General features: G+C 52.5%; 18 protein-coding genes, 16 tRNA genes, 1 rRNA gene and 1 pseudogene (1 of these 36 cut by a window edge). 2 read left to right on the forward strand and 34 right to left on the reverse strand.

The genetic code is table 11. The features are described from left to right. Positions 1-5: 5 nt before the first annotated feature. A pseudogene (gene lipA, locus NST08_RS24880) lies at positions 6-905 on the reverse strand (lipoyl synthase); the annotation flags it as partial. A 294-nt stretch (positions 906-1,199) separates the two neighbouring features. On the opposite strand from lipA, the gene NST08_RS24885 reads away from it, so the two are divergent. Beyond that, complete coding sequence (locus tag NST08_RS24885; RefSeq protein WP_445933649.1) at positions 1,200-2,288, forward strand: M23 family metallopeptidase; 1,089 nt, start codon at positions 1,200-1,202, stop codon at positions 2,286-2,288. 55 nt (positions 2,289-2,343) lie between these two features. Here NST08_RS24885 and yunB read toward each other — a convergent pair whose 3' ends face one another. The 6 genes from yunB to NST08_RS24915 form a co-directional block, all read right to left on the reverse strand. Next, positions 2,344-3,348 (reverse strand): sporulation protein YunB, encoded by a 1,005-nt coding sequence (gene yunB / locus NST08_RS24890; protein ID WP_213616252.1) that lies wholly within the window; start codon positions 3,346-3,348, stop codon positions 2,344-2,346. Positions 3,349-3,456: 108 nt separating this feature from the next. Further along, on the reverse strand, positions 3,457-3,864 hold the full coding sequence (locus tag NST08_RS24895) for an ArsR/SmtB family transcription factor (RefSeq protein WP_007131948.1): 408 nt from the start codon (positions 3,862-3,864) through the stop codon (positions 3,457-3,459). Between the two features lie 3 nt (positions 3,865-3,867). Continuing rightward, positions 3,868-4,293: an SRPBCC family protein gene (locus tag NST08_RS24900; protein ID WP_028404773.1), complete on the reverse strand. Its 426-nt coding sequence runs from the start codon at positions 4,291-4,293 to the stop codon at positions 3,868-3,870. 143 nt (positions 4,294-4,436) lie between these two features. Next, complete coding sequence (locus NST08_RS24905) at positions 4,437-4,862, reverse strand: DUF1801 domain-containing protein (RefSeq protein ID WP_341342413.1); 426 nt, start codon at positions 4,860-4,862, stop codon at positions 4,437-4,439. Positions 4,863-5,030: 168 nt separating this feature from the next. Continuing rightward, positions 5,031-5,840, reverse strand: a complete 810-nt coding sequence (locus NST08_RS24910; RefSeq protein WP_028404771.1) for a TrmH family RNA methyltransferase — start codon at positions 5,838-5,840, stop codon at positions 5,031-5,033. A gap of 79 nt (positions 5,841-5,919) precedes the next feature. Then, the gene (locus NST08_RS24915) at positions 5,920-6,582 is read right to left on the reverse strand and encodes a potassium channel family protein (protein ID WP_007131944.1); all 663 of its coding nucleotides are present in this window, start codon (positions 6,580-6,582) and stop codon (positions 5,920-5,922) included. 152 nt (positions 6,583-6,734) lie between these two features. On the opposite strand from NST08_RS24915, the gene sspI reads away from it, so the two are divergent. After that, on the forward strand, positions 6,735-6,974 hold the full coding sequence (gene sspI / locus NST08_RS24920; protein ID WP_007131943.1) for a small acid-soluble spore protein SspI: 240 nt from the start codon (positions 6,735-6,737) through the stop codon (positions 6,972-6,974). Positions 6,975-7,055: 81 nt separating this feature from the next. Here sspI and NST08_RS24925 read toward each other — a convergent pair whose 3' ends face one another. The 27 genes from NST08_RS24925 to NST08_RS25055 all read right to left on the reverse strand — a co-directional run. Beyond that, complete coding sequence (locus tag NST08_RS24925) at positions 7,056-8,636, reverse strand: peptide chain release factor 3 (RefSeq protein WP_144872635.1); 1,581 nt, start codon at positions 8,634-8,636, stop codon at positions 7,056-7,058. Between the two features lie 113 nt (positions 8,637-8,749). Continuing rightward, positions 8,750-10,300: a glucose-6-phosphate dehydrogenase gene (gene zwf, locus NST08_RS24930; protein ID WP_213616246.1), complete on the reverse strand. Its 1,551-nt coding sequence runs from the start codon at positions 10,298-10,300 to the stop codon at positions 8,750-8,752. A gap of 137 nt (positions 10,301-10,437) precedes the next feature. Then, positions 10,438-11,226: a YwmB family TATA-box binding protein gene (locus tag NST08_RS24935; protein ID WP_312889577.1), complete on the reverse strand. Its 789-nt coding sequence runs from the start codon at positions 11,224-11,226 to the stop codon at positions 10,438-10,440. Between the two features lie 99 nt (positions 11,227-11,325). After that, a complete protein-coding gene (locus NST08_RS24940) occupies positions 11,326-11,970 on the reverse strand; it encodes a response regulator (protein ID WP_007131939.1) in 645 nt (214 codons plus the stop codon). Continuing rightward, the gene (locus tag NST08_RS24945) at positions 11,954-13,027 is read right to left on the reverse strand and encodes a histidine kinase (RefSeq protein WP_210094572.1); all 1,074 of its coding nucleotides are present in this window, start codon (positions 13,025-13,027) and stop codon (positions 11,954-11,956) included. Before NST08_RS24945 ends, NST08_RS24940 begins: the two co-directional genes overlap by 17 nt. A gap of 49 nt (positions 13,028-13,076) precedes the next feature. Then, positions 13,077-13,721: a cell wall-active antibiotics response protein LiaF gene (liaF, locus tag NST08_RS24950; protein ID WP_210094573.1), complete on the reverse strand. Its 645-nt coding sequence runs from the start codon at positions 13,719-13,721 to the stop codon at positions 13,077-13,079. A 174-nt stretch (positions 13,722-13,895) separates the two neighbouring features. Continuing rightward, complete coding sequence (locus NST08_RS24955; RefSeq protein WP_007131936.1) at positions 13,896-14,582, reverse strand: PspA/IM30 family protein; 687 nt, start codon at positions 14,580-14,582, stop codon at positions 13,896-13,898. Between the two features lies 1 nt (position 14,583). Further along, positions 14,584-15,081, reverse strand: coding sequence for a PspC domain-containing protein (locus NST08_RS24960; RefSeq protein ID WP_028404769.1), 498 nt, complete (start codon positions 15,079-15,081; stop codon positions 14,584-14,586). 2 nt (positions 15,082-15,083) lie between these two features. Continuing rightward, complete coding sequence (locus tag NST08_RS24965) at positions 15,084-15,758, reverse strand: PspA/IM30 family protein (RefSeq protein WP_007131934.1); 675 nt, start codon at positions 15,756-15,758, stop codon at positions 15,084-15,086. Between the two features lie 71 nt (positions 15,759-15,829). Then, complete coding sequence (locus NST08_RS24970) at positions 15,830-16,129, reverse strand: hypothetical protein (protein WP_007131933.1); 300 nt, start codon at positions 16,127-16,129, stop codon at positions 15,830-15,832. A 370-nt stretch (positions 16,130-16,499) separates the two neighbouring features. Continuing rightward, positions 16,500-16,579, reverse strand: a tRNA-Leu gene (locus NST08_RS24975). Positions 16,580-16,586: 7 nt separating this feature from the next. Then, positions 16,587-16,660: transfer RNA gene (locus NST08_RS24980), tRNA-Arg, on the reverse strand. An 11-nt stretch (positions 16,661-16,671) separates the two neighbouring features. Continuing rightward, positions 16,672-16,745: transfer RNA gene (locus tag NST08_RS24985), tRNA-Cys, on the reverse strand. An 11-nt stretch (positions 16,746-16,756) separates the two neighbouring features. Then, a tRNA-Gly gene (locus tag NST08_RS24990) sits at positions 16,757-16,831 on the reverse strand. Between the two features lie 8 nt (positions 16,832-16,839). Continuing rightward, positions 16,840-16,914 (reverse strand) — tRNA-Gln (locus tag NST08_RS24995). Between the two features lie 16 nt (positions 16,915-16,930). Beyond that, positions 16,931-17,006 (reverse strand) — tRNA-His (locus tag NST08_RS25000). Between the two features lie 20 nt (positions 17,007-17,026). Further along, a tRNA-Trp gene (locus tag NST08_RS25005) sits at positions 17,027-17,100 on the reverse strand. A 7-nt stretch (positions 17,101-17,107) separates the two neighbouring features. Next, positions 17,108-17,193 (reverse strand) — tRNA-Tyr (locus tag NST08_RS25010). A 4-nt stretch (positions 17,194-17,197) separates the two neighbouring features. Continuing rightward, positions 17,198-17,273: transfer RNA gene (locus tag NST08_RS25015), tRNA-Thr, on the reverse strand. Positions 17,274-17,291: 18 nt separating this feature from the next. Next, positions 17,292-17,367 (reverse strand) — tRNA-Phe (locus NST08_RS25020). Between the two features lie 65 nt (positions 17,368-17,432). Then, positions 17,433-17,509 (reverse strand) — tRNA-Asp (locus tag NST08_RS25025). A gap of 29 nt (positions 17,510-17,538) precedes the next feature. Next, a tRNA-Met gene (locus NST08_RS25030) sits at positions 17,539-17,615 on the reverse strand. A 29-nt stretch (positions 17,616-17,644) separates the two neighbouring features. Then, a tRNA-Val gene (locus NST08_RS25035) sits at positions 17,645-17,720 on the reverse strand. A gap of 65 nt (positions 17,721-17,785) precedes the next feature. After that, a tRNA-Glu gene (locus NST08_RS25040) sits at positions 17,786-17,860 on the reverse strand. A 15-nt stretch (positions 17,861-17,875) separates the two neighbouring features. Then, positions 17,876-17,967, reverse strand: a tRNA-Ser gene (locus NST08_RS25045). 5 nt (positions 17,968-17,972) lie between these two features. After that, a tRNA-Asn gene (locus NST08_RS25050) sits at positions 17,973-18,048 on the reverse strand. 161 nt (positions 18,049-18,209) lie between these two features. After that, positions 18,210-18,744 (reverse strand): 23S ribosomal RNA (locus NST08_RS25055); it runs 2,393 nt beyond the window's last position.

Here is an 18,744-nt window from a genome sequence, read left to right on the forward strand (position 1 = left end):
CTGGATTAAGACTGAACCGTTTCTTCCTTGCTCCGTGCAGCCGATTTCACCTGCTCGTGCGCATGGTAGGAGCTGCGTACCAGCGGACCGGATTCCACGTGGCTGAAGCCCCGCTTCATTCCCTCTTCCTTCAGGATGGCGAACTCCTCAGGCGTATAATATTTTTCCACATTCAAATGCTTAGGCGACGGCTGCAAATACTGGCCGATCGTCATAATATCGCAATCGACGGCCCGAAGATCATCCATCGCTTCCAGAATTTCATCCCACTCCTCACCGACACCCAGCATAATGCTCGATTTCGTCGGAATATCCGGCTGCATCATTTTGGCATTCTTCAATAACTGCAGGGAACGGTCGTACTTCGCTTTAGCCCGTACCCGATCCGACATGCGCTTAACCGTCTCGATATTATGGTTCAGAATGTCAGGCTTCGCATCCATAACAATCTTCAGCGACTCCTCGCTGCCCATAAAGTCCGGGATCAGCACTTCAACCGAACATAGCGGAAGGCGTCTTCGGATCGCTTTCACCGTTTCGGCGAATATGTACGCGCCTCCGTCTTTCAGGTCATCCCTTGCTACACTTGTCACGACGCAGTGCCGGAGGTTCATCTGCTCGGCTGCCTCGGCTACACGCTCCGGCTCCTGCAGGTCAAGCTCCGTCGGAAGCCCCGTGTTTACCGCGCAAAAACGGCAAGCACGCGTGCAAATATCCCCCAGAATCATAAACGTCGCGGTACGGTTCGCCCAGCACTCGTAAATATTCGGGCAGCGGGCCTCTTCACACACGGTATGAAGCGTTTTGGACCGCATCATGCTCTTGATTTCCTTATAATTATCGCCGGTTGTCAGCTTAATTCGAATCCAGTCGGGTTTTGGCTGTTTGGTTTTGGACAAAGAAAATACCTTCTTTCGTTGGTTTGATCTTGCCTAAAGTTCATAAACTCACGTTAACTGTTCCATATTATATCATGAAAACCATCATATTACCTGTCCTCATCGATATAACATTCATCTACGTACGGCATGGATAAAAATCCTTGTTTTGATTCACCCTACGGTGTAGGCATTCCTATCCGACCGGCGGGCACCATCTGTCTATAGGCTTCGCATCGCCGGTGCACGCCGATTTTCGAAGCGTACAAGAACCCTCAATAATAACAGTCTAAAAAGGGGGTGAAGAACACATTGAGGATCATGCGATCGATATGCTCAAGCCGCGCTTTGCGCCGCGGGATGCTTGCAGCTGTGGCTTCCATAACGTCGATCAGCTGTTTGCAAGGAACGATACATGCCGCAGAGCCCATAAAGTCTTCGGAGCCGTCCCATGCAGTTGTCGAAGCAAGCTCCACGGGCGGCAATGCTGAAGCGGTATACGCAGCCAGGAAATCTTTATACGACCAGGTTGCCGCTGTAACCCAAATTCCCTGGTACCGGCTCGCGGCCATTGATCAGTATGAACGAACGCTGACCCAGGTTCATCCCAGGGATCGAAAGCATCCCGAACGAACCCTCGGCATCTTCATTCCTCCTACCAGATGGGCAGGACCGTTAAATCCCGATCAGGAGGACGTCGATCCGATGTCCATCAGCGTGTTCTCGGGTATCGGTCTTGACGGGAACGGAGATGGTAAAGCCGATCCTAACGATGATATGGACCTGCTCTATACCGTCGCGGCCAGACTGGCCCCGTATGGCCATGCTGCCGATGACTTCAGCATCGGCTTATGGTCCTATTATCAGAACACCCGGGCCGTCCAGCGGGTTATGCAGTATGCCAAGCTGTATGAAACCTTCGGCAAACTGGATTTGTTCGACCATGCCTTCCCGCTTCCCGTCAAAAGCAATTACTCCTACCGAAGCACCTTCGGTATGGGGCGCAACTGGGGAGGAAGAAGAGTTCACGAAGGCACCGATCTGTTTGCCTCTCACGGCGTTCCCGTGCGAAGCACATGCTATGGCGTGGTGGAGATCAAGGGCTGGAACAAATACGGCGGATGGCGCATCGGCATTCGGGATTTGAACAATCACTATCATTATTACGCCCATTTGCAGGGCTTTGACAAAAGCATCGCCCTCGGAGATGTGGTCAAGCCGGGACAGACCCTCGGCTGGGTCGGCAGCTCCGGTTACGGCAAGCCGGGCACCCAGGGAAAATTCCCTCCGCATCTGCATTACGGCATCTACCGGGATACCGGCCACACCGAATGGGCCTTTGACCCTTATCCCCTGCTGAAGCGCTGGGAGCTGGAGGAGAAAAGATCCAAGAAAAAAACGCGCTCCTGAGGCTCTTCAGGACGCGTTTTTTTATGATAAGAGCCTGCTGCTTCGTTCAGCTGCCCTAGTGTCCCGTCCCTCCCCCTTCGGGCTGGGCCGGACTGTCGGATTCCCCTGCAGGCGTTTCCCCCGGTGCAGGAGTCGAGCCTGGCGATGTAGCGCCTGGACTCGTGGTGCCTGACGGCGGCGTAATGAGCGGCGTGTCTCCGGTGCTTCCTTGCGGCTCTCCCTCTTTTGCGCTGTTTTCATTGGAGGAAGGCGGAGGGATGGCAATGCTTGGCGCGCTCGCTTTATTTTCGCCGACGGCTTTTCCTTGCGCGTCATAGTAATACATAGGCACGTCCCCGACAACGAGCAGGTAGGAGATCGGGATATCGGTCTCAACGGTCTGCGGCTCCATATCGAACGGGACGACCACCGCTACCTCGGTCACGATATGGACGAACACTTCGACCAGAATCATATTGATCCCGGCTCCCTGCTGACGGGTGTCCAGCTGCACCTTTACCGCTCCCTGCGGCTCGATTTTCAGCGGAATCTGGGGACCGAACGAGGCGATGATCGGGCTCTTGAGCACTTGGCCCAGCGGGATATGCTCCTTCCGCTTGTGGATATCATCCAGCGTTTGCTGAACGACCTGCGTCGTATGCGACGTAATTTTCAGGTGCTCTGCATAATTCAGCATAAACCCCGTCACTTTACCGCTGCTGTCTGTTTTCCAATTCACCAGGTTCTCGAAATCCTGGCCTTGCGTTACCTGGGAAGTGATCGCTTTATTGATTGCCTCCGTGGCGATTTGCTTAACCCGGATTTGGGCAAGATGCATGATCGGCGGCCTGAGATTCCGTTCAATATGCATAAAAAACTGCGTTATTCCAAAGATAATCAGCACGATTGCGATAAGCCACCATTTCTTCCTGCTGCGCCGCTTAGCGACCTGTGGACGGCCCCCGCTTCTCGGCGGTACCGCCCGGAACCCTCTCCTGGACGGCTTGAACGCTCGGCGTGGTTTCGGCCATGACAGGGACGGAAAGGATAAACGCCTGCTTCCCCATCTCTTTCGTCTCAAACTGTATCCCCCCTATTCGGGCGTCCTGGATGCGGCAAGATCACCCTGGCAAGCTCCTCCTGTATAGAGGGTATGCGGACAACCGGCAAAAAAGAAGAGCAGGGATCGTTATCCCTGCTCTTCTTGATTCGGGCGAGACTTTCGTGACACCAGGGAAAGGGCTGGATCCTGGCCTTCCGGCGTTTCTCGATCCATCGAACCCTCTTCCACATAATGCTTCAGCATCGACAGCTTGTTTTCCCAGAAACGATCGAAATAGGACAGCCAGTCCTTCAGATCCTGCAGCGGCCCTGCATCCAGACGATATCGCGTCTCCCGTCCGACCTTGCGTTCCTTCACAAGCCCGGCTTCCTCCAGAATGCGAAGATGCTTCGACACCGCCGGCCGGGTCATGGAGAAATGCCCGGTAATATCCTTGACCGGCATTTCCTTCTCGCTCAAAAGGCCAAGAAGCTTACGGCGCGTTGGATCGGCGATCGCCTGAAAAACGTCGTGCCTCGGAGCGGCCCCGGACATGGCTTATCCCTCGACATATCCGGCGAGCTTTTGAACAAGGCCTGCCCAGCCGTTATCCATGCGCCCGCGAACAAGCTCGTGAGCTTCCCCGAATTCCGTAACCTGATCAGCAGTCCAGCCGCCGTGAATAAGCGTAAACTCGGTATGTTCGCCCTGCTCAACCAGCTCGAACGTTAGCGTCCAGTCCTTCCCCCAATTAAAGCTTAACCGATGGGGCGGGTCGAGCTCGGTTACCTTACATGGGGACATGCCGAATGGCCCGGCATTCAGTTGAAATTCAAAGCCCAAGGCTGGCTCGAAGTTGTTCGGCATAAACCAAGCCGCAATCCCTTCGGAGGTAGCCACCGCCTGCCACACCTTGTCGATCGGAGCCTTTAAAGTAAGCGTATGTCGTATATCCGGCAGTTTAGCACCGCTTGCGTTGTCCATCATCATCCTACCTCGCTTTATCCAATATTACGAAACCGTTTGGTTTCGTAATAGCATTATATGAAACCAAATAGTTTCATGTCAACTGCCATAACTTGCCTGTCTTCCATACCGTTAAGTCATACGCGTCGTTCCCCAAAGACTCACTCCTGAACCGGATAGGTTCGCTGGAGAAAATCGATGGATTGCCGAATGAGCTGCTTAAGCACCTCTTCATCGATATCGGCAACTTTATTGATATAGACGCAGCCTTTCCCGGCGGTATATTTGCCGAAGCTTGCCAGCAGCTCCTCGCGCTGCTCATCTCCCGGCGCAAAATACAGGCTTATCTTCGCCTTCCTCGGAGAGAAGCCGACATACGGCGAATCGCCTTCATGCCCGGAAGCATACCGGTAATGATAGGAACCGAATCCGATGATGCTGGGCCCCCACATTTTAGCCGGAAAACCGCTCGTTTCCGTAAAAATGTCCAGCAGACGATAAGCATCCTCCCGCTTTTTGGGATTGTCCACCTGCTCGATAAATTCGATGACGCTGTTTTCCGTCTCTTTCGTTTTTTGCTCGTACATGCCGCTTTCCCCTCTCCCCGGTATCATTTTCATCATTCCCTATCCAACGAAACTGTATAAGACGGCTGTTATGCCCATCCTGTAAGATCGTTCCATGATATCCTGAACTCTCTCATCGACGAATCGATTATCAAGTAAAAAAGACTGGAGCCGATCGAACAAACTCGATCAATGTCCAGTCTTGCTGTCGCTGTATTCCCGCTGACGCAGTGCTTCATACATAAGGACGGAGGCAGCCATCGCCGCGTTCAGCGATTCGGCTTGTCCAGGCATGGGGATACGAATCGCATCGTCCACCAGAGCTGCAACCTCAGGGGATACCCCGCTTCCTTCACTGCCGATGACGATCCAGCATGTTCCTTGAAAGTCATACTCGAAGCATGAGCGCTTTCCTTCGAGCAGCGTGGTCACCAGCCGGGCACCTTTCGCTCGAGCCTCCGGCAAAATCTCCAGGAGATCGCCTTCAAGCACCGGCAAATGAAATAACGATCCCATCGTGGAGCGAAGCGTTTTCGGATTGTATACATCGGCGCAGCCTCGGCCAAGCACAACGCCTGCAGCTCCTACTGCATCCGCCGTACGGATAATGGTTCCGACATTTCCCGGATCCTGCAAACCATCCAGAACCATCACAAGGCCGCCTTCACGCATGATCAGATCCTGCCATTGCCCGGCTTCCTTGCGAACGACGGCAAATACCGGCTGCGGGGAAGGCGTATCGCTTACTTTGGCAATCACCGCATGGGATACGCCGATCCATTCGACACCCTGTTCCGTGTCCGGTATGCCAGTAAGCTCCCGAGGGATGCCCCGCTCGATGTCAAAGGCAACGCACTCGACATCCGCACCCGAGGACAGCGCCTCCTGCACCAGATGAATCCCCTCAACCACATACTTGTTTTGCTTGTCCCTATGCTTTTTCTCTTGCAGCTGAGCCCAGCTCTTCACACGGGCATTCTGCGGCGATAATATCTCCATCGCTCTATCCACCGTTCCTCTATACATTTAAGAAAGAAATCATAGCCTGGCTATTAGCCGGCTTGATTCGATATTAGGTTCATTTCGGGTAAGCCAGCTCCAGCTTCGCCAGATCGTTCTTGTGACCGACGATAACGAGAATGTCGCCCTCTTCGATGCGGTCTTCCGGATGGGGTGAAATGTTCATATCCGATTCGCTGCGGATCGCCATAACGTTGCAGCCGAACCGGGCCCGAATATCCAGCTCTCTCAGATTGTGCCCGAGCAGTTCCCCCGTTGCCTGCATCTCCATAATGCTGTAATCATCCGACAGGTCGATATAGTCCAAAATGTTCGGAGACACCAGATGATGCGCAACCCGGAGCCCCATATCCCGTTCGGGGAAAATCACCTTATCCGCCCCGATCTTATGGAGCACTTTGCCGTGCAGTTCATTTTTTGCCTTGACGACGATCGCCGGCACGCCAAGATCCTTCAAGATCAATGTCGTCAAAATACTGGACTGGATGTCCTCCCCTATAGCCACGACAACGACATCGAAGTTGCGAATGCCTAGCGCCCGCAGCGCTTCTTCATCAGTCGAATCCGCCGATACCGCGTGCGTGACCATATTAGCGATTTCCTGCACGCGCTGCTCACTTGCGTCCACGGCCAATACATCAAAGCCCATGGTGCTTAATTCCTTCGCTACACTCGTGCCAAAACGTCCCATACCGATTACTGCGTACTGTTTCTTCGCCATTTATATAATCCTCCCACGAGCCTAGATCCATTCCGCATTGTTCTGGTTATTCGTTATTTCAGTATACCATACTGTCCCGAATACTTGAATGTAACTGCCTCTCTACGGGTACATTACCAATGACCCTTTCATAAACAAGGAGGAACATTTCGATGTCCATATTGTTAGATCTACGGCAAGCTGTCATTCACAAAGTCCATAATCAGGACCAAGAAGAGCTGCGCTCCATGATCGAGGGTTCCGTCGACGGGCCGGAAGCCGCCCTGCCGGGACTAGGGGTAATGTTTGAAATGATGTGGAAGGACATGGATGCTTCCGAGCAAAACCAGCTCGTCTCCTCCCTTCACGAGCATCTAAAGCACGTCACCCCCGGGAACCTGACGCAAGGCTAAGACGGCCGGCGGCCGCAAAAGAAACAATCCTCAAAGCTTGAACAGCCTGAGGATTGTTTTTTTGCTTATATCAAGGAGAGCTTACGGTGCAGTCTCCAAAAATTTAGCCGTCGGATTTTTCTCCATCGCGGTTCTCATCGCATACTCGTTCTCGAATAACACCACGAAGTTTTCCTTCTTATCCTTCACCAATGTCGAGTTAATCCGGAATTTGGACGGGTCGATCTGGTCATCAACGATCCAGCGGGCGAACTGGTATGGCAGCCGCTGAAGCTGAACGTCAACCCCGTATTCGGCCTTCATCCGGTGCTCAAATACCTCGAATTGGAGCTGGCCGACAACGCCGAGAATGATTTCATCGAAGCTGGTCGTCCGGAACACCTGGATGGTGCCCTCCTCTGTCAGCTGATCGATCCCCTTCTGGTACTGTTTATGCTTGAGTGCATTTTTTACGGTAGCCTTGGCAAAGATCTCAGGCGAGAACGTAGGCAGCTCATCGAACACGACCTCCCGTCCTTGACTGAGCGAATCTCCGATACGGAAAATACCCGGATCAAACAGGCCGATAATGTCGCCAGGATACGCCTCTTGGACAATATCCCGGTCCTGCGCCAGAAACTGCTGCGGCTGGGAAAGTTTAATCTCCTTGCCGGCCCGGACGTGCTTCACGCTCATTCCGCGCTCAAACTTGCCCGATACGATACGCAAAAATGCGATACGGTCGCGATGCGCCGGATTCATGTTGGCTTGAATCTTGAATACATATCCCGAGAACTTCTCGTCCGTCGGCTCCACCATGCCTTCCGTGCTGCGACGCGGCTCGGGCTTCGGCGCCAGCTGGAGGAAATTCTCCAGGAAGGTCTGCACGCCGAAATTGTTAATGGCGCTGCCGAAGAATACCGGGGTCAGTTGCCCCTGCAGCACTTTTTCGTAATCAAACGGATCGCCCGCTACATCGAGCAGCTCCAAATCCTGGCACAGCTGATCATGCAAGTAATCGCCGGCCATCTCGCGGATCAGCGGGTCCTCATAGCCTTCAACCTTTTGCACTTTGATCGTTGAATGGTCATCTCCTTGGAACAGCTCAACCTGATTCTTCACCCGATCATATACGCCGCACAGATCCCGGCCGGAGCCGATCGGCCAATTCATCGGAACCGAACGGATGCCGAGCACCTGCTCCAGCTCCTCCATCAGATCGAACGGGCTCCGCCCTTCCCGGTCCAGCTTGTTGATAAACGTAAAAATCGGGATGCCCCGCTTCGCACACACCTGGAACAGCTTGATCGTCTGGGCCTCGACCCCTTTAGCTACGTCGATCAACATGACGGCGCTGTCTGCAGCGGTCAGCGTACGGTACGTATCTTCACTGAAATCTTGGTGGCCCGGGGTATCCAAAATGTTAATCCGATGCCCAAGATAGTCAAATTGCATGACGGATGAAGTGACCGAGATACCGCGCTGCTTCTCGATTTCCATCCAGTCACTTGTCGCATGTTTGCTCGCCTTGCGCGCTTTAACAGTTCCCGCCAATCGAATGGCGCCCCCGAACAGGAGCAGCTTCTCGGTCAGCGTTGTTTTACCGGCGTCAGGGTGGGAAATAATCGCAAACGTACGGCGTTTATCCACTTCCTGCTTTAATTCATCGCTTAGCTTTGCCATCACACAAATCCCTTCATTACTAAAGTCATGTATATCATTGTACCACAATTGATACGCAAATCATCCCCACGCACGTGCGCATGGGGATGATTTTTAGGCATATATCGAACGCGTTATTCGCCTTTTAGCCAAACCACATTATCTTCCAGCTGACCGTTCACCGGCCACCAGTGGAAGCCGTCTTCCTTAAGAAGCTCGTCGGCCTTGGCCGGGCCCCAGGAGCCGGCAGGATAGGACTCCAGCTCACCCTGGTTCTCTCTCCAAGCGCTTGCGATGCGATCCACGAAGGACCATGCCGAAGCGACTTCATCCCAGCGGGTGAAATAAGTGGAGTCTCCGCGGGCAGCATCATGCAGCAGCCGCTCGTACGCTTCCGGCGAGTTAATGCCGACGATGCAGCTTTGGCAGAAATCCATGGCCACCGGCGCGATTTCCGATTCAGAGCCCGGCTTCTTGGCATTGATCTTCACATAGATGCCTTCCATCGGGTTAACGCGAATAACAAGCAGGTTTGGCTCAAGCGAATGCTTTTGGCCCAAGTATACGTTGTTCGGCATCCGTTTGAATTCCACGACCACCTCGGTCGTCTTGACCGGAAGACGCTTGCCAGTGCGGATGTAGAACGGAACGCCTGCCCAGCGGAAGTTGTCGACAAAGACTCTTGCGGCAAAATACGTCTCCGTATTGGATTCCGGGTTCACCTTATCCTCTTCCCGGTATGCCGGCAATTCCTTGCCGCCCGCAGAGCCTCTTGTATATTGGCCGCGAACGACGTTCTTCGCCACTTCCTCATGGGTAGCGTAAGGACGAAGGGAACGAAGCACCTTGACCTTCTCATCCCGAATGTCCTCGGCAAGCAGTCGGCTAGGCGGCTCCATCGCGATCATCGTCAGCAGCTGCAGCATATGGTTCTGACCCATATCCCGCAGGGCGCCGGCATGATCGTAGTAGCCTCCTCGCTCTTCTACGCCAACCGTCTCGCCAAGCGTAATTTGAACGTTAGCGATATGCTTGTTGTTCCAGAGCGGCTCGAAGAACGCATTGGCGAAGCGGATGACTTCGATGTTCTGAACCATTTCCTTCCCGAGGTAATGGTCGATGCGGTAGATTTCTTCTTCCTTGAACACTTTGCGAATTTCTTCGTTCAGCTTGGCAGCCGACTCCAGATCGTAGCCGAACGGCTTCTCGATCACAAGACGGTTCCAGCCTGCGCCTTCCAGCATGCCGCCCTTCATCAGGTTGAACGATACGCTGCCGAACAGCTCCGGTGCAAGAGCCAGATAGAACAGGCGGTTGCCCGGGATGTTGAACTTCGCTTCCAGCTGCTCCGTTTGTTCGCGAAGCTCACGGAAGCCGTCGATATTGTTAATGTCTAATGATTTATATTCAAAATGCTGCGCGAAGGCATTCCACTCCTGATCCTGCTCGGAACTGTACCGGCAGAATTCCTGGATGGAACGGTAAACGTCCTCCCGAAATTCCTCTTGGGTGCGCGGACGACGCGCCACGCCGATTACTGCAAAATCCTCTTCCAGTTTCCCTTCACGATAAAGACTGTAGATCGCCGGAAACAGCTTGCGTCTTGCCAAATCACCGGTCGCCCCAAAGATGAAAAATACCGCTCCCGGTGCCTTCAATGTATCTAGATTTTGTTTTTCAGCCATGGCTCCTCATTCTTTCTATGTAATATAGTGTATTTTTATGCATCTGGACTTTCTTTGATTTGATGACATTTTAGCACATTCATATCAACTATGCTATCTCATTCCGCATTTTTTCATTATAGTTTCAGATGCTGTTTTCAATATTCTACAGTAATGACGGGAAATCCGATCGTGATTCTACTACTTTTCTTCATCGAATCTTCATGCACTGCCAGCTGCATATGAATCGGTTGCTCCCCGCTTTTGACGAAAGTGCCCAGCGCTGGAGCTTCGTAGGATCGGCTGACCGTCTTTCCGTCTTCATAATCCTCCACCAAGCGCATCGTCAATGTCCGGCCAAGATCCCCTTCAAGCCGACCGATCGTCTCGGCAGCTCCTTCTTGCCTTGCGCTGTAGCCTTGAACGGCAGCATTCATCGCGGCCTCGACGCCGGCATGAGCCAGTTCATCCAGCACGCGCTGCTGCATCCCAATCATCCGCTCGCCCTGCGCTTCCCCTTCGGCGGTCAGCATTACCCGTACATAGCTTCCCCCTAGATGGGTAAGCGCCCAATCCATCTGGACCGGAAGGCCCTCGAGAGTCCCTTCGGAACGGAACACTTCGTTTCCATGCACCTTTCCTGCAGTGACTGCAGGAAGGCCGAGTGCCTGTGCAACCTGCTCAGCGGAAGCCATGGCTTGGTCTCTGGAGACCGCCTGACTTTCACCCTGCAGTTTAACGGTGAAGCGAACGTCCGAATCCACATGCTCCCGTCCAAGCTTGAGGAGAAGCCGCAAATCGCGCTCTGCTTGAGCAGCTGCGGCCGGTGCTTCATGAGCACTTCCGGACAACGGACTGGATTTTACGTCTGAAAATCCGACCAGTATTCCCACCAAGCTGCATAGCACCATTACCATCCCCAATATTTGAAATGATATTCTCCTCACCGCTCGTCACGCTCCCCGTACAATCTATCAATCTAGTAAAAGGATCGCCGATTCGGGAGGAAAATATACAAGCAGGCATAAAAAAATGAGCCGGCTCTTCTACTCAGCCAACCCATTTTTGTACGCATATATAGCCGCTTGGGTACGATCCTCAACGCCAAGCTTGCCCAGAATATTCGTAACGTGAAATTTCACCGTCTTGATTCCAATGATAAGCTCATCGGCAATATCCTGATTCGATTTGCCTTGGGCGAGCAGACGCAGAACCTCCATTTCCCGGTCCGTCAAATCCTGATGAGCCGGAGCCTCGTTTTGCGGATGACGGAAACGATTCATCATCTTGGAAGCGACCTGCGACTCCAGAACCGACTGTCCGCGTGCCGCTGCGCGTATAGCGTCCGCAACCTCGGAGGCCCGGGATGTTTTTAGCAGATAGCTAAAGGCGCCGGCTTCAATGACCGGATACATCTTCTCGTCGTCCAGGTAACTCGTCAGCACAATCACCTTGAGATTCGGGAACTGCTTCATGAGCTGCCGGGTCGTCTCGATCCCGTCCATTCCGTCCATCACCAGATCCATCAGCACCACATCCGGTTGATACTCCTGAGCAAGCCGGATGCCTTCCTCACCGCTGCCTGCCTCCCCTACAACTTCGATCCCATCCTCCGTGCCCAGCACGGCGGCGAGGCCGATCCGGACCATCTCGTGATCGTCCACCAGCAGCACTTTAATCGGTGTTTCCATCGCTATCCCCCCGTTTGCGTTCTTCATTCATCAGCGGTACCGTAATTTCAATGCGTGTTCCTTTGCCGGGGGCGGTAATAAACTGAATGGAGCCCCCGATCTCCGTGACCCGTTCCTGCATGGTCGACAGGCCGTAAGAGGTTTGCTTCTTGTCATCCAGCTCAAACCCTACACCGTCATCGCGGAGCATTACCCGAACGGTATTCTGCTTCCGGTGAATGCGGATATCCATTTTGTCCGCCTTGGCATGACGAAGCGTGTTGGACATGGCCTCTTGAATGATCCGGAACAAGTGGTTCTCGATTCCCTTCACCAAGTGAATATCCTCGTCCATTTCAAACGTAATTTCCATCGGCACTTTAATCTGCAGTTCTTTAATCAGATCCCGCAGACCTTGCTCCAAGGCTTTACCCTCCAAATAGACCGGCCGCAAATGAAGGAGCAGCGCCCTCATCTCGGACTGGGCAACCGCCGACATTTCCTCGATCAGAGCCACCTGGCGCTGGGCTTTGTCAAAATCCTTATCCAGCGTCCTGCCAACCGCCGTGGCGGTCATCGAAATGGCGAACAGCTGCTGGGACACCGCATCGTGCAGCTCGCGGGCCAGTCGCTGCCTCTCTTCGACGATCGCCGTCACCCGGGCTTGCTCCGCCAGCTGGGCGTTATTGGTCGACAGCCGCTGCAAGGAGGAGACCTGGTCCTCCCAACGCTTGCTGATGCGCACCAGCTGCTCGCCCAGCCGTCCGACTTCGTCCTCCCCGATATCCGGCATCACATCGGTCAGACTGCCCTTCTCCCAGCTTACCAGCGTTTCCCGTACAAGATCAATTCTTCGTTTGACCCGATATCCTTGATAAAACCCATAAATGGCCCCAAGACCGACCGGCAGAAGCACGATGGTGATCAGCGCTTCAATCCGCCCCTTCCAGGTCTCAAACGGCTGTAAGTACCCGTATGTATACAGCAAGTACAACACGATCAGCATGACAACCAATCCCAGAAGGGCTCCCTCGCGCATGCTACGGGTTATGATGTTTGCTTTTTTTTCCGTTTCCACGGGGCAACCCTCCTGATTGGTATCCAAATCCAATGTATGAATAAGTCATTTACGTCATTCGTATACTCAAATCTCCGCCTAAATACAAAACGATGAATTTCACTTTATATTCGCTCGTCTCATAGTTGGGAGATTGATAACGTACGCGATTCATGATGCCCGTCTCCTTCCGGTCGCCCATATGGATCGATCCGAACAGGATGAAGGCCTCGATTTCCACCCCGTAATAATCGGGGATCATCAGATCGATATCCCCAAGCAAACCGTGAAACATCATAACCGTATGACGCTCCTCCGGCAGAGCCAGGGACAGGTCCACATCAGCTTCTCCGAGCACATGCCATATGCTCAGACTGCGCATAACCCATGGCGACTGGTCCCAATCGAAGTTGGACATAAAGCTTTGCTTCTGGACATAGCCGGTTGTACCATGCGCCCGTCTGGATTTTCCGTAGAAAATGCCAAGCGAGATCAGGCTGACGCCGATAATCAGCATGAGGTGCTCCAGCATCAGCATGACAGCTCCGACCCCGAGCAGAATGTAGCCTCTCTTCACTTGGCCTGTGCGGACCTGAAGCACGCCTGCAAACATGAGCAACAGGGCGACAATGGTAAAGAAACCGAACCATCGGCCGAAGAGCATAATAAAACCTAAACAGATGAACCCTACTGCGATCCAGCGGTTTCGATCCATGTCGCACCTCCTTGATGACGAAATATAAAGCCGGGAAAAGCCATATCCATGAGGAGCCCCTCACGGTATGGCTTTGTCCTATACTACTCGGACTGCTTCATCCGTATAGCATATCATATGAACCCGGAATTTCGCATACGGTTTTTCATTTATTTTGCTAAGTTTCCTGAACAATTACTCCGATTTCGAGGTGTTGTTCAGTTTGTTCTTTAGCGCTTCCAGCTGCTCATCGACTTTCAGCTGCTTCTCGGCATCCACCGGGCTGGTGTAAGCCGCGTTGTTCGGACGGTATGGTGCGCGAAGCACGTCCGCTTCTGCCTCCATTTGCATGATTTTTTCCTCCATGCGGTGGAAGCCCATCGAAGCGCTGCCGCTCTCAATCGTATGCAAGCTGCTCACTTGAGACATTTGCTTCTTGGCTTTGGCCATTTGCGCACGAGCTACGAGCTCATTGCGCTTGTTGCGCATTTTATAAAACTCGTCTTTCATTTGATGAAGCTGGGCAACCAGTTCTTTAGCTTGGGATTCCGATTGCAGGTGCAGCTCGGAGTACTCGGTAACTTTTTGATCGAAGTAGATTTTTTCCTCCAGAAGCTTGCGTGCAACTTCTTCCTGACCGTTCTTCAGAGCCAGCTCGGCTTGTGCCTCGCGCTGTGCAGCCATCTTAACCGCTTCGTCCACGCGCTGCTTCATCCGACGCTCATTCGCCATTTGCTTCGCTACGGTTACTTCAGCCTCGTGAATTTCTGCTTCCATGTCGCGCAGATACTGGTTCAACATCACAATCGGGTCTTCTACCTTATCCAGCAGCTCATTCACCGACGCCTTTGTCATATCTTTAATTCTTTTAAATACTCCCATGTTACTTATCTCCCTTCTCATAATCCGATAGTTTTTTCTTCAACTCTTCAATTTCTTTTTGCAATGCCTTCTTCTCGATGTCTTGCATCATCGCATCCAGACCGGAATCGGCGGATGCGTTATTCCGGGGACCATAGCCTGGATCCGGCCGGCCGGATCGATCATATTTCGGTCCAAAGCCGCCTTCATTCGGATATCCTGGACGACCATAGTTATCGTTATAGCCGTTATATCCGGGTCCAGGTGCATCATTGAAACGATAGCCTCCATGTCCTCCATGTCTTCCATGAGGTGCGTATGGATCGTGGTAATACGGCGGCTCTTTGGAAACAACCAACGACGCGATCAGGTAAATTAATAGTGTTGTACCGCCAGTGAAAAAGATACTGACTACAAATATAATTCTGAGGATGGTCGATTCGACTCCGAAATAATCGGATAGGCCGCCGATCAACCCGGTAAACATTTTGTCTCGGGTAGAACGGTACAATCTAGTCATGATTACTCCTTTCCGCTGTCATTCAGCTTTTGCTTCAAACGGGCAAGCTCCTTTTCGAGTACGGAAGAGACGGTATTGCCTGCCTGCTCCACATACTCCTGGCCCATCCGGCGTAAATCGCGCAAGCTTCTGGCTTCAAGCTCCCAATCGCTGATGCGATCCTCGAGCCGGTTGAACATCTTCGGAACATCTTGACCACCGTATGCACCGGTGCGTTCATTCATCTTCTGCTGCAGACGGAGTGTCTCCATTCGGGCAACATAGTATTGACGCTTGCTGTATACAGTTTGATACTCCATGCGGAGCTCCCCGAGCTGCTCTTCAATCTCTCTCAGCGATTCCAGGCTGGTAGACAACAAGCCTTGGTATTGTTCAATCTTTTCTTCATAGATCAGCTTCTCTTGAAGTGCCAGCTTCGCCAGATGATCCTCACCGGCTTTCAATGCAAGCAGCGCTTGTTCCTCACGCTTATCCCGCATCGTCTCGGCTTGGTCAACCTGCTGCTTCAGTTGCCTGGAGTGAGTCTGGCATTGCTGCAGAAGCTTCTCGGCTTCCGTGATGTCTTGTCTTGTCGAATGAAGGAACTGGTCGATCAATCTGACCGGATCCTGACTCTGCTCGAGTCTTTCATTCAAGGTTGCAACGGTAATATCTCGTATCCGTCTGAAAACACTCATTTGGGTTTAGCCCTCCTCTTCTATCAACTTCTTATCCTTAACTTCAGCTGGCTGTTATCCTATAATCGCATTTAGTAACGCGGTCTTCCCTTCTTGAATCGGGACAACCCATAGATGATCAGGATAATACCGAGTACCGGACCGATGAGCCAAGACAGCTTACCCATCAACCAGATGACGCCGATACCGAGAATGATCCACCCGATCAGAGCGTTGCCTCTCCGAATTCCGTAATATCCCAAAGCGATCATCAGAACGGGAAGCAAAAGACTGAACAACCATCCGAGCAGAGGAGCGAATACACCCAGAAGAATCAAAACCCCTAAACCAATCAGCAGGAGACTTAATCCGTTTCCTCTCGAATATCTCATTTATACACCGCCTTTCTGTCGTTTGATCGTTGTTTATGTGTTCAACCTTATGACTCTATTCTAGGTAATTTCACGCTTCACTAAAACGGACTGCGGACGGTTTTTGCACCTAGACCTAAGTCGGGGCCTTCTATAGACCTGCGTCCAATCCATTCCTGGCCCATTTTAAAGCGGGCCGGATCGCCTATTCGCCATTGCATCCAAACGGTGCTCGATCCATAGAAACCCGCGCTCTTCTTTCATAGGAACAACGCACTTCGACAAGAAGCACATCTCACTGCAGTTGAACGCTGTCATACCAACCGATCATCAGACGAAAAACGCAAAAAAGGAATGCAGACGATAATCGTCTTGCATTCCTTTTGCATGATGCCGGTGAAGGGACTCGAACCCCCACGGTTTCCCTCACGATTTTGAGTCGCGCGCGTCTGCCAATTCCGCCACACCGGCATAAAAGCGTGCCCTAAGAGATTCGAACTCCTGACCTTTTGATTCGTAGTCAAACGCTCTATCCAGCTGAGCTAAGGGCACAGATTGGTAAATGGAGGCGCCACCCAGATTCGAACTGGGGATAAAGCTTTTGCAGAGCTGTGCCTTACCACTTGGCTATGGCGCCACAAATAAAAATGGAGCGGACGACGGGAATCGAACCCGCGACCCTCGCCTTGGCAAGGCGATGCTCTACCGCTGAGCCACGTCCGCAGAAATCATGGCTGGGGATATAGGATTCGAACCTATGCATGACGGAGTCAAAGTCCGTTGCCTTACCGCTTGGCTAATCCCCAATATGATTTTGAAATATGGGGCGATCGATGGGACTTGAACCCACGAATGCCGGAGCCACAATCCGGTGCGTTAACCCCTTCGCCACGACCGCCATATTTATAAATTTTCGATTGGCAGGGGCAGCAGGAATTGAACCCACACTAACGGTTTTGGAGACCGCTGTTCTACCTTTAAACTATGCCCCTATAAAACTGGTGGAGGATGATGGATTCGAACCACCGAACTCGTAAGAGAACAGATTTACAGTCTGCTGCGTTTGGCCACTTCGCTAATCCTCCATAGTGGTGCCGGCGAGAGGACTTGAACCCCCAACCTACTGATTACAAGTCAGTTGCTCTACCAATTGAGCTACACCGGCGTATGCAATTGTGAAACATGGTGGCTCGGGACGGAATCGAACCGCCGACACGAGGATTTTCAGTCCTCTGCTCTACCGACTGAGCTACCGAGCCTTACGCTCTTCGTGACTTCGACGAATCCCATATCGGACACTCATCTCATCCCAAAAGTTAAAAAATGGCGGAACTGACGGGATTCGAACCCGCGATCTCCTGCGTGACAGGCAGGCATGTTAGGCCTCTACACCACAGTTCCACGAGGCACTATCGCTAATGCGATATAATTGGTTGCGGGGGCAGGATTTGAACCTGCGACCTTCGGGTTATGAGCCCGACGAGCTACCGAACTGCTCCACCCCGCGCCATTATAAAAGGGTTACATTGTTATTTATGGTGGAGGCTGAGGGGATCGAACCCCCGACCCTCTGCTTGTAAGGCAGATGCTCTCCCAGCTGAGCTAAGCCTCCGTAACAAAGCGATTTCTATCATACCAGATAACCGGCGACGAAATCAAGTCTTTTTAAAAGAAAGATGGTGACCCGTAGGGGATTCGAACCCCTGTTACCTCCGTGAAAGGGAGGTGTCTTAACCCCTTGACCAACGGGCCTTACTTAAATAATAGTGGCGGAGAGAGAGGGATTCGAACCCTCGAGACGCTTTTGACGCCTACACGATTTCCAATCGTGCTCCTTCGGCCAACTCGGACACCTCTCCATAAATGGCTCCCCGAACAGGACTCGAACCTGTGACAACTCGATTAACAGTCGAGTGCTCTACCAACTGAGCTATCAGGGAACATTATTCAGTTCAAGTGATGATTTGATCACCTGAAAACTAGATACGAAACGTCTTTGCGTTGATTAGAATCCGTAGCATTTCCCCAATGTGGTATCGGGGTCCCCGAAAAGTATTCGGCATCCGCTTCAAAGCTTCGCTTCACTTTTTGGGGTGTTGTTTAGGATAAGCCCTCGACCGATTAGTATTGGTCAGCTCCATGCATTGCTGCACTTCCACCTCCAACCTATCTACCTCGTCGTCTTCAAGGGGTCTTACGAATTGGGAAATCTCATCTTGAGGGGGGCTTCACGCTTAGATGCTTTCAGCGCTTATCCCGTCCGTACGTAGCTACCCAGCCATGCTCCTGGCGGAACAACTGGTGCACCAGCGGTACGTCCATCCCGGTCCTCTCGTACTAAGGACAGCTCCTCTCAAATTTCCTACGCCCACGACAGATAGGGACCGAACTGTCTCACGACGTTCTGAACCCAGCTCGCGTACCGCTTTAATGGGCGAACAGCCCAACCCTTGGGACCTACTTCAGCCCCAGGATGCGATGAGCCGACATCGAGGTGCCAAACCTCCCCGTCGATGTGGACTCTTGGGGGAGATAAGCCTGTTATCCCCAGGGTAGCTTTTATCCGTTGAGCGATGGCCCTTCCATGCGGTACCACCGGATCACTAAGCCCGACTTTCGTCCCTGCTCGACTTGTA

Source organism: Paenibacillus sp. FSL K6-1566 (assembly GCF_038050475.1).
GTDB classification, from domain to species: domain Bacteria; phylum Bacillota; class Bacilli; order Paenibacillales; family Paenibacillaceae; genus Paenibacillus_AQ; species Paenibacillus_AQ lactis.